The 10,920-nt window shown below is 38.2% G+C and carries 8 protein-coding genes; 1 reads left to right on the top strand and 7 read right to left on the bottom strand.

Going from position 1 to position 10,920, the window contains the following annotated elements; genetic code table 11:
- Nucleotides 1-165: 165 nt before the first annotated feature.
- The 4 genes from AC1DPQ_RS06520 to AC1DPQ_RS06505 form a co-directional block, all read right to left on the bottom strand.
- The gene (locus AC1DPQ_RS06520) at nt 166-960 is read right to left on the bottom strand and encodes a carbonic anhydrase (protein WP_209435063.1); all 795 of its coding nucleotides are present in this window, start codon (nt 958-960) and stop codon (nt 166-168) included.
- 327 nt (nt 961-1,287) lie between these two features.
- Nucleotides 1,288-1,677: a nuclear transport factor 2 family protein gene (locus tag AC1DPQ_RS06515; protein ID WP_057934925.1), complete on the bottom strand. Its 390-nt coding sequence runs from the start codon at nt 1,675-1,677 to the stop codon at nt 1,288-1,290.
- A gap of 1,187 nt (nt 1,678-2,864) precedes the next feature.
- A complete protein-coding gene (locus tag AC1DPQ_RS06510) occupies nt 2,865-3,404 on the bottom strand; it encodes an NADPH-dependent FMN reductase (protein ID WP_477579728.1) in 540 nt (179 codons plus the stop codon).
- 98 nt (nt 3,405-3,502) lie between these two features.
- Complete coding sequence (locus tag AC1DPQ_RS06505) at nt 3,503-4,303, bottom strand: DUF5694 domain-containing protein (RefSeq protein ID WP_477579730.1); 801 nt, start codon at nt 4,301-4,303, stop codon at nt 3,503-3,505.
- An 853-nt stretch (nt 4,304-5,156) separates the two neighbouring features.
- Between AC1DPQ_RS06505 and AC1DPQ_RS06500 the strand changes: the two genes are divergently transcribed.
- Nucleotides 5,157-5,429 carry a DUF4242 domain-containing protein gene (locus AC1DPQ_RS06500; RefSeq protein WP_215132317.1) on the top strand — a complete coding sequence of 91 codons (273 nt, stop codon included), beginning with the start codon at nt 5,157-5,159 and terminating at the stop codon, nt 5,427-5,429.
- Nucleotides 5,430-5,653: 224 nt separating this feature from the next.
- Here the strand turns inward: AC1DPQ_RS06500 and AC1DPQ_RS06495 are convergent, their stop codons facing one another.
- The 3 genes from AC1DPQ_RS06495 to AC1DPQ_RS06485 all read right to left on the bottom strand — a co-directional run.
- A complete protein-coding gene (locus AC1DPQ_RS06495) occupies nt 5,654-5,905 on the bottom strand; it encodes a CPCC family cysteine-rich protein (protein ID WP_477579732.1) in 252 nt (83 codons plus the stop codon).
- A 189-nt stretch (nt 5,906-6,094) separates the two neighbouring features.
- Nucleotides 6,095-8,440, bottom strand: coding sequence for a hypothetical protein (locus AC1DPQ_RS06490; RefSeq protein WP_477608466.1), 2,346 nt, complete (start codon nt 8,438-8,440; stop codon nt 6,095-6,097).
- 36 nt (nt 8,441-8,476) lie between these two features.
- Nucleotides 8,477-10,920: glycoside hydrolase family 38 N-terminal domain-containing protein (locus AC1DPQ_RS06485; protein WP_477608464.1), on the bottom strand; the 2,444-nt coding region annotated here is incomplete at its 5' end.

The following is a 10,920-nucleotide window of genomic DNA, read 5'->3' as shown; positions in this document are numbered from 1 at the left end:
ATAATCAATAGATGAGCGGTAATTCCTGAGCCAGGCGGCCGTTATCGTTTTCTAGCTTAAAGTCCTGAAATCGAAGTCAAGATTCAAAAATCTAGATAAGCCCCGAGGTACGCCTCGGGGCTTATGAATATTCCCGTATTTATAAAGTAAACGAACTTAGATTATTTAGCGTTTTTTGCCGGGAAGGTTCTGCATCGTTTCTTTTAAAAATTCTACTTTTCCTGTATGAACATCGTAAACAGCTCCTACAATTAAAATTTCTCCTTTTGAATATTTGCTGTGCAGTATAGGATCTAAATCCCTTAATACATTTACCTGATCGATCACATTTTGCCTCACGGCATTATTCAACGGGTTTCCAGCCATTTTCGCGGTTTTTGCCACAGCCGGTTTAATTTCATTTATCAAGGTAACTATATGGCCTGGAACATTTTCCGGCCGTTCTACTGCAGCAGCTACTGCGCCACATTCTGAATGGCCCAAAACCACAATTAAGCGGGTATACAATTTAAGTACCGCATACTCCATGCTGCCGTAAGATGCTGCTGATGAAACCTGTCCGGCAGTTCTTATGATAAAAAGATCACCTAGCCCCTGATCAAAAACCACTTCGCTGGGAACCCGCGAATCAGAACAGCCTACAATGGTTGCAAAAGGTTTTTGTCCAAAGCCCAATTTTTTAATAGTTTCTGCACTTTGCCTAGGGCGGGTAGATCTGTTCTCGACGAATCTTTTGTTTCCTCCCATTAGTTTTTTTATTGCAAGGAGTGGATTTTTGAATGCAGAATCACGGTCGACCAGGTAATGGTCATTGTCCCATTTTATGGTATCAGTCTTTGATCGCTTTTCATTTACGGGCGTGGCTGATTTGACATTCTGGGCAGATGCAGAATTCTGCAGGTAAAATAATGTAGTCAATCCCAATAGGATTGTTTTCAGGCTTAAAATCGTGTTTTTCATTTAAAGTAATAAGTTATTTTTTTACGTCTGGTGGTTAAACCGACAGCATACATGCTTAACAGCCGTTATCTATCAGTTAGACTTGAGTCTTTTGACGCAACAATGTTACATTAAATCTATGGTTTTAGCTAATACACAATTGTTGCTTAAGAATAGGATCAGTAGAAAGAATTTGACCAACTATAGGCAAATAAAGTTGGCCTCCCAAGAGCTATTCTTCTGGCAACACACACTAAATAAAAGCTCTATGAATTTGGATGTGCTAAAAGAGGGCATTCAATAGAAATGCCCTCTTTAAAGTGCGGCTTAGTAAAATTGCGCACCACATTATTTTCCCCAGAACGTGTTTTCAAGTTCCTGATCATCAGAAAACAACCATACATTTATGATCTTACCATCTTTTACCTCAAATAGGTCTACGCCTGTCATATCCATAGTCCGATCTTCGATGGTACCGGTGAAGTTAACAGGTAAGGCTGCCATATTGCCATTTACCATCAAGTTCCCGATCGGTTTTAGGGCAAAGGTACCTTGGGTAGCATCCATCATTCCACCCACCATTTTGCCGATTTCCTCGGTACCAGTCTTTAGCCCAGCAAATTGATGCGATCCTGGCTGGTGCCACTGTGCATCTGTGCTAAAGTATGAAAATGCAACACCTATATCGCCTTTACCTAAGGCTTCCAAATAAGCAGTAATAATTTCTTTCGGCATCATAATATTTAAGTTTTTTTTTTGTAAAGTAAGGCTATATATTACTATTGAACAAGTACTTACTGGTTAGTTCGGTACTTACCTGAAGGTTAGATTTACTGGTAATCAGATCAAAAAAAATAGAAATAATTATGCAGTTGAATACAAACTGCTGGCTAAGGAAACTAACCTGTGCTACGCAATTTGAGTAACTTCAAAATCCAATGATTGACTATACGGATTAATAACAATGTTTAAACGGCTCACCTCAGCATCGATCTATCATCTGAACACCTTTATTATCGACCATTAAATATCAATTAAATCTTCTTTTGCTATTCTGGCCTCCAACCTTATTTCGGTGCTTTTTCAAAGTTTACTACCGCTTCACAATGCGCATAGAGAGGCGAAAATTCGCCGCTTGACTTTACGCGCAATAAACGATACATTAAACGCTTGGGGCTTCGTCTATAACGGCCTTTCCAGGAGTACTAACCTTAAAACATTATAAACCTAATTGTCAAAATGTTGGTGTTATTAATGCACTGCAAAATCGAAAGGCTGCCATGTAACCAATCAATAGTTAGTTTCCCCATAGTGCCAAAATTCCAGTTTAGAAACTCTGACTTAGTTTAGTTTGTTGGATTTATCCATTGTTCCAAGTTCCAATGATTTTTAAATGTTTAACCATTTTTCTATCTTTAATTGAGAATTTGCATTCAAAAATATAGAGGTGAGTATTTGGTACCTTAAACAAAAAAAAGATACACAATAAATTGATTTACAAACAGATAAAGGGACAGGTTCGACTCCCTTCGGTTCCATCRAAAAAAGGGTTACTAGAATGTATAACCAGTAGCCATGTGTGGTGTTATTGACATCACTGATTAAGCCTACTTTTAATTTAATTATAAAATTTCTATCTTTACTTAATAGCATTTGCAGTTAAGAAAATTCAGGTGAGTGATTCGGTGAGTCAGTTATCAGAGGAGTCTTTTAAACCACATAGAGCGGAATTTTAAGCTGGGGTTCAGTTCCCCCACTCTCCGCCAAAATGGTTTCAAAAACCAACAAAAGCCTGCAGATCGTATGATAGCAGGCTTTTTGCATTTTAAGGAGTTACAATTTTCGCACGAATTCCGATCTTATAGCTGAGTGATTCGGTGAATAAGAAGATGAATAGTTATCTAAAAGTATTAAAGCAACTGAGATCAGTACGGGTTTGCTAGCTGGATTTTGAAGTTTTCGATTTTTGTATTCAATTCAGTCAATGATTCCTGATTTATAACACCATTATGGACATCAAAATTTTCATAAAACTTCGGCAATGAAAAGACTTCTTTAATATCAGCTCCAAATTGTGGAAAAAACTTCGACGCTTCTGCCATTACATTTCCACCGCCAAACCCACCCGGAGAAGTAGTCATCAGAAACATCGGTTTGTTTTGAAAAACTTTTACATTAATCCGGGAAGCCCAGTCGAAAGTATTTTTGAATGCTGCACTATAAGAGCGATTGTTTTCTGCTAGTGAACATATGATAATATCACAATCCTCAATATTCTTTAAAAATAGGTGTGCCGCTGCCGGGAATCCATTTTTTTCCAGATCTACAGAAAAAACAGGCATTGCATAATCGTTAAGGTCAATCAAATTAATTTCATTCCCTTCAAAACTTTTCAATACAAATTTTACCAGTTGTTTGTTAATAGAGGTAGAAGAATTACTTCCTGCAAATGCGAAAATTTTCATTTTTATATATTTATTACGTTATGAGATTTTGAAAATAATCAGCTTTTGTGCCAATTGTGTCTAGCGTTTCGCCACTTGGTGATGGCATTTAGCGGCTGTTATTTCAATACGCTCTTAAGTTCCACAACATCAAAGTTATCATTGTTTTCTAAAAAATGTTTTAATACCGGAATGTGTCCTTGCCCAAAAATTAAAATAACATATTTGTCTGAAGGTTCAACTTGATTTATAATATTTGAATAAATAGCAAGATTTCTTAAATACCAATCTGATACATATTCTGCTCCTGCAAAATTTTTACCTGCTCCAATCTTTGCCATAAATTTTAGATAAAGTGATAAATTTTTTTTTAATTCTTCGGGTTTATTTATGTGTTTTAAAACTTCGTTTATTGTGCCTTTTTTCAATTGATTATCATAATCATTTTTCATTAAATTTGCCTTGGTCCCTAAATCTTTTAGCAAAAAAAGTTGTTTATTTTCTTTTGCGGTCGCAGCCATTAAGCTATCGTGTGACATTCCATAAAATTTGTCAATACAATTTATATGATTTAATTTTAATTTTTTAGCTAGCCTAAAGCCAATTTGTTCTCTTTCTGAAACGGTAAGTTTATAATGATCTGTTAAATATAAATTATACAAACTGTCGTTAGAACGTTGATTTTCAACTGATCTTTCAATCATTACTTTAGTTGCTTTTGTTTGAGATAGAGCATTAGTTAAGTCTTCTAATTCACTTTGTCGCTTAGCACTAAGAAAATCGTCCGTTTTTAATTCAAATTGATCTGTATGTGGGGTTTCAAAATGAACAGTTCCAATTAATAAAATTTTTGTTTTCTGAGCCTGTCCGAATGCTGTAAGCCCAAAAGTTAAAGCAAAAATTAACGTTATTATTTTCATATATTTTGTTTTGATTGTTACTTTTTTGTTTCTGCGGTATTAATAGCCGCCAACTTAGTTATTCCAGCCATAAAATGGCATCAGTAAAACTTTTTAAGGATACTTTGAACTATAAGTTACTTTTTTGAAGCTAAAAATAGAGATATTTTTAGCTAAATTCGTTGCATAAGATGAAAAGTTAAAAACCCGTCTAGCGCAAGTCTTAGCGCCCACGGCCTTAGCAAAAGCCTGACTTGGGATTTCGTTAAATCAATACATTAATCTCTAAAAAAAATCTCAGCTAGATAAATATAGTGAATGCACAAGTCATCCACCCAGCTGCCTCCCACTAAGACTCGCGCTAGTAAGGGTAACCACCCTAAAAAATTATCTGGTAGAGTAATCTTAGAATGCTCTACTAGATAATATAATCTGAAAAAAAAATCTAAAACGTCGATTACAGATCAGAAACAGGAAATCCTTTAGCTAATTCCTTCTTGCCCTTTCTTATAATCTTCAATTCGCTTCTTATTCTTGTAAATTTCCCTGATTATTCTGAAAAGTTCCCGTAGATGTTGTAGTGGGTAATCCGATTCCCCGCCAGAGAAAAATAAAAAGCCTTAAATCGTAAGACTTGAGGCTTTTCTCGTTTCAAGGGATGGCATTTTGCCCAAATCCCAGATCAATCCCAAAATCCCTAGTTAAATTACTATGATAACACATAAACCAGATATTTTTTTTGTAAATTTAAGTATTGGAATTTCAGCTGCAGCTATTCTGAATTTTCTCCCCGGTTTCTAGTGCTTCCCCTGCAGCCACAAACCATAAATCTCCCTATTTAACTGAATTTTTAAACAATTTAAAAACTATTATCATGCCTAAGTATGTAATTGAAAGGGAAATTCCTGGAGTAGGAAAATCAACCGCGGAACAATTAAAAGAAATTGCAAAAGCATCTAACGAGGTGTTAAGCAAAATGGGGCCACAAATACAATGGGTAAACAGCTATGTGACAGACAATAAGATCTATTGCATTTACAATGCTCCAAATGAACAAATGGTCTTGGAACATGCTAAACAAGGTGGATTCCCAGCAAATTCAATAAGTAAGGTTTCAGCCCTTATGGATCCGATAACGGCGGAATAGAATATTATTATTTTCTGTAAATACACATTCTAGCGCAAGTCTTAGTGCTCCAGCCTGAGCAAAAGCCTGACTTGCGCTTTGATGCAATCACTTAGAAAAAGCATCTAACTAAAGCAGTTAAAGAGCCGGTCTACGACGAAATATTTCATGATATTTTTAGTTTATTTAAAGCTTAATTTTAAAAGCTGATTAAATACCCGCTTGTATTCTATACTAAATCTACTTTATCCTTCAATCTCATCTTCTTTAGGTGGTCTTACAAAATCTAAAAATTCTCTATCTATAACCCCAAAAGACTTAAAATTCACTTTTGCCTCTCGCAAAGAAATTGAATTCGGTCCTCCATCATCATCAATATGCTCCTCCTGATAAAAATCTTTATGCCAAAAACAAACTGGGCAGATCGTTGAAATCGCATCCTTTTCGATCGTAAAAAAACCACAACAAGCACATTTAATTTTATTTTCTGTATCCATTATTTATTTCCATGTATGAACTTGTCGTTGGCAATTAACAGCAAACCAGTTAGCTACTTGCCTGAACTTAAAGGTAGCAACAAATCTATTTATTCCCCACACGTCCATAGGCGCACGCAAGCAAGGAAATGGCGAATTCCGATCAATAAGTAATACCTCCTAATCTTGAGATAGACGAAAAAGAACCGCCTATTTCGAAATGAGTTCGGCACTGCTCATGGTCTTAATAATAAATCTATTGGTCAACTCCTTTTCTTCAGGAAACTGACAATCAAATTTTATGGTATGTTTTCCAGGTTTCAGGCTTGGAATAGCTTGTTTTAAGCTAATTTCTTTAACAAAACCACCTTTTTTGTTGTACATTTTAATGCTGGTTCCATCACAAACCACAGAATTTCCGGCTTCATATTCGCCAGGTAGTTCCAACTTGAAATAACCATCAATTTCAATCCATGGGTTACTGATGCTTCCCTCTTTACCCATAAAGGTTAAGGTAAAATTTAAGGGTTGCTCCGCTTCTTTGTTTGTAAATTCCCACTTAGAAAAAGTAGGCTCTCCTGGTTGAAGATCCTTTTTCTCATGCTCAAATTTGTATTTCTTGAACGGGTAGAGTTTCCAGTTTTCGTTTGTTTTTTCGAGATGAAAATCGTTCTCCGGATTTTTCAACCGGGTAATCTGATCGGCAGAGAAAATTTTCGATCTGTAGGCTTCCTGCCAAAGCTTAACTAAAGCAAGTAACTTACCAGTATTCGGATTTTTCTGAAGATTTTTATATCGTGCTACCAATGCAAAGCCTGCGTTGTAACCCGCAGCCCTGGCCATCATCCATTCAATATCTTCTTCGGTAGTGGTAGCGGAAAGTAAAAACCATCCCAACATATTGGGCATATAATTACGTTCGAGAAACGGTTGGTTTTCTAAACGATAATCGCCCTGAGATTCGCGGAATCCGCCATACCAGGGCTCTCCCCAGTTCCAGTAATGGCAAAGGTGCCAGTAGTAGTGATAGGAACGGCTGGTTCCGTTTACCAGGGTATGTTTGGTATCCTTAATTACCTTATCCGCAAAAATCTGCATACCATAATCGCCTTCACCTGCGGATAAACAACCTTCATGTCCATCAAAATCCATATGCGAAACACCAGTCTCATTAAAGAAACGCCCCAAATTTCCGGCTATTTCCTGTTGCAGTTCAAAATTGGGAAACAAGGTATTATAGGGATAATCGAACAGCATACCTGCCATTTCACCTTTCGGGTGATCAGATGCTTTCGTGCCGTACATTCCCCGCTGGCAATCCAATAATTTATAGGGCGCTTCTGCCGAAACTTCTCTAAAACGGATAATTTCGTCTCCAATTTTTACCGCATGTAACGTACTGGATTTAATATTTTTAAAATACTGGTCGGAAACAACAGGTATTTCGGTGGCGGTTGCGCTTACATTTTCTGTCAACACTGATGAGCCTGTCATCGAAAGGCGCTGGTCAGGAACTGGTGATACATAAGGATCGTTGGTATTGATAAAGGTACTTAAAGTGTGTACCCCAATGCGGATGCCTTTTTTACCTGCTTTATCTACACAGGTTTTCATTCCGGCAATTCCATTTGGAAAAGCAATTGGGTCCAAAATAAAATGCCCCCAGGATTTGAAGGGCCCTTCATGGTATAATGAAACCAGTCCTGCTTGCTGCGTATAATCTAACATGGCATCGACAGTTTTTTCATCAAAATCAGAAATCAGGTAAGCCCTCCCAGTTTCAGGCGATTGCTTGAACCAAACGCCGTTAATAAGTGCGTGTGGAAGGCCTTCTGCCAGTTCGATTGCTCCTATGCGGGATAAAACCTCAGGCTCAGTGCATCCAAAAAGTGCAATTTTGCTGCCTAGTGTTGTCTCGTTCGGAATCGCTTTTACAGGCATTTCCGGGCGCCCCCAAACGGTTAGCTTTCTATYTTTCGAACGATCTAAACTAAAGGCCTGCAGGCTGCTGCCATAAGGTTGTGGAATTGCCGTAGAACCACGCGATTCGTTAGCACCTTCTGAGCTATTTAAAACACCACCAACAGTTTTAGGGTTTAAAGCCTGGATACCAATGGCATATTCCCCATCGCGCACCACACCAACAACTTCGCCAATTGTTTTGTTGATAACAGTTGGATACGGTCCCCAGATTACCGCATTTACCTTGTCTTTCAGATCAATTTTGATCAGTTCGAAAGTTAAATGTGTTTTCTTTTGAAGCACTTTTAACTGTACCGTGATTTTTACCGGCTGATAAACCAAAGAAAGAATCCCTGATTTTAAAGTGGCCTCGTTGGGCTGATACCAATCGTTACCTACCCGGATCTGTAATAAAGAAGCCTTCTCTCCCATTGCCAGGTAATTTTTTCCAGAAATAGGGTTCGAAAGGGCTATTAACTGTCCTTTTGGAGACAGATTGAGATTCAAACCTTCGCTTTTTAAACTGATTTGCTGCGCCGAAGCACTCAAAAATTGAATAAAAAAGATTAAGGCGATAACGGTTCTTCTTTTCATTTGTTCAGTATTAATTTAATGTATGATATAACCGATTTACCGGCCCAACAAAAATTCAGAAACACCCATCGCTGCTAAAGTCACTTTGGCAACAGCTGGTTTGTTTTCGCCAGATTTTAGCTCAGTGATGGATTTTGCTTGCAATGCTTTCCACACAAATTGTGTTTGTTGTACAGACTGTTCGGGATTAAACAAACGCACCACAAAAGTTCCATCGGTATTGGGTGTAATGCTGGTCACTACAATTTTCGGATTGCTTAATTCAAAAAGTGTTGCAGGGAGTGTTTGTTCCTTTTTAACTGGCAATGCAATTAAGGGCTGTGTAAACTCGGTTGCTGCTTTTTCCATTTCAACATCGTTCACCATATTGTGTGGGCGCAAAGCATATTTAAAATGAACCTCACCTTCCTGATCGGCCTTGTAATTGGTATGCCAATAATTGTTCATCACATAACTGAACCAGGTTGAAGTTGGTTGTCCCTCTTTTTTCCATTCTTTATGTTTTGGTGGCATGGTCTGTCGCTCATCAATCATATTTCCTGGTTCTATCAGCGGCATTTCAAGCAGCATCCATTGCAGTCCTTTATCAGCCTTTGATACATCCACCCATCTCCTACCATATAAATAATCCATATTGGAGCCTGGCAACTGATCTTTTAAATAACGCATGCTGCCATAACCGGCATCGATAGTAGTCTCGCTTAAAGAAGCATCAAAGGGATAACCGAAGTGAACTGCTTCTTTCGATCGCACCGATTTTTTATCTAAAATATTCTCGATCAATAGCGCATCGCTCTCAGCATATAGAGACAATATTCTTTCCAGTTTATTGGCGCCTGGTGCATCTGAAACAATCGACACCTTGGTAACAACAGGCCCGTTCTCAATTACTTTTACCTTCACATCCCCATTGCTTACAGCCTCTCGCGGATCCATACCCGGAACATACCAATAGCTATTTAGGCCCTGATTGTTAAAACCACCCGCATAATTGAAATTAGTTTGTGTTTTTAATCCTGTAATACTTCCGTTTACTTTATCCCAGGTGAATCCGATTTTGCCGTTCGAAATCGAATTTTCAGCGACAGCAAACTGGCTTGCTGAAGTACTTGGTGCATCATCAGAAATTTCATAGGTTGCAGTACCTAAAGCAGCTACATCGGCCATAAACACATAATTTCCGTTACTTAGTTTTTGCAATGGCTTTTTGTTGCCAGCTGCATCTTTCACCGATCGCCCTGCTACAGTTCCCGATAATACGACCGGTCCGGTCCGTTTCCAGGATGAGGTATTAAATACCGCAATTTTTTTAGACTGTGGATCGCTTAATGGCTGCAGTAAATTTTCTTCCAAAGTATTGATCTGTGTATCTCCATCGAGCATAAATTGTTTTTTAATACGCCACTGTTCAGTAACAAAGGGCACATCAGGTTCGGTGATGCTGTTGTGCGCACCCCAGGTATGCTCATGGAACATGATAATGTTCGTCCAGGCCTTGTAAAATTTTTGTGCATCATACTGCTTAGGATTCAGCATCGAATAGAGTGTTGTTAATTGCTGCAGACGCAAACTATTGATCCTGTTTTTCCCCTCTTCAAAAGCGGTAGAAACAGCCCCATCTTCCCAGTACGGACTAATATCTCCTTTAACAGTCGGTATCTGTCCTCCGTATCGTTTATCAAAAGTTTCAAAAAGCTTGTCGGTTGTATTGAGTACAATTTTTGGGGAAGCATATTTCTCATTCCATTGTTTTACAAAGTCCGAAATCCCGGTATCAATGGGTCCATTATCTGCCACAATATTGTATCTCCATTGTACCATTTCGTATGGATAGTTCTTGGCTGCAAGTTCTTTTAAATAAGCGGCTATTTTTTTTGGTCCACGATCAAATACACCACCTATTGATGTTCCATGCCAAGAGGAATATCCTTTAGCGCCGGTCCAGAACAATACTTTTTCTTCTCCTGAGGGCGATGTCCACCATACAGGTTTATCGCCCCAGGCTTTCACAAAATATCCGGCCCTATCTCCCAGATAAGGGTGGTCTTCTCCCATAAAATTTGGCCCGCTCGAAAAATATTTTACGCCTCCCTTAGATAAAGCGGTTACGGTTGACCAGGCAAAGCCCGGAATATCCGAAATCATGGCGCTGTTGATTTTAAAGCCAAATTCTTTTCTGAGTTGAGCCGCATAATCTGTATAATGAAACATTTCTTCAGGCTGGCTTAAACCCGTAAGGATATTGGCATACAAGGCCGATAAACAGATGCTACCCTCTTTTACCGCTTTAATAAATTTTTCTTTTTGAGTTGGCGAAGCCTGTTTCATGTAATTTTCAACTGCCCATAATGATTCTATATTCCATTTAAATTTTGCTTCAACAGGATAATCTTTGGTTTTTTCGATCATCTCCAAAGCGTCGTCGATATTTTTAAGGTGGATTTTTAAAACCTCGGGCTGAAGATGGGAATATCCAATAT

This window comes from Pedobacter sp. 01T416_2, from assembly GCF_056398925.1.
This window is presented reverse-complemented; position numbering and strand designations above follow the sequence as displayed.

Coding starts and splice junctions, on each gene's coding strand:
- AC1DPQ_RS06520 (WP_209435063.1), bottom strand. CDS start 960: ATGAAAAACACGATTTTAAGCCTGAAAACAATCCTATTGGGATTGACT.
- AC1DPQ_RS06515 (WP_057934925.1), bottom strand. CDS start 1,677: ATGATGCCGAAAGAAATTATTACTGCTTATTTGGAAGCCTTAGGTAAA.
- AC1DPQ_RS06510 (WP_477579728.1), bottom strand. CDS start 3,404: ATGAAAATTTTCGCATTTGCAGGAAGTAATTCTTCTACCTCTATTAAC.
- AC1DPQ_RS06505 (WP_477579730.1), bottom strand. CDS start 4,303: ATGAAAATAATAACGTTAATTTTTGCTTTAACTTTTGGGCTTACAGCA.
- AC1DPQ_RS06500 (WP_215132317.1), top strand. CDS start 5,157: ATGCCTAAGTATGTAATTGAAAGGGAAATTCCTGGAGTAGGAAAATCA.
- AC1DPQ_RS06495 (WP_477579732.1), bottom strand. CDS start 5,905: ATGGATACAGAAAATAAAATTAAATGTGCTTGTTGTGGTTTTTTTACG.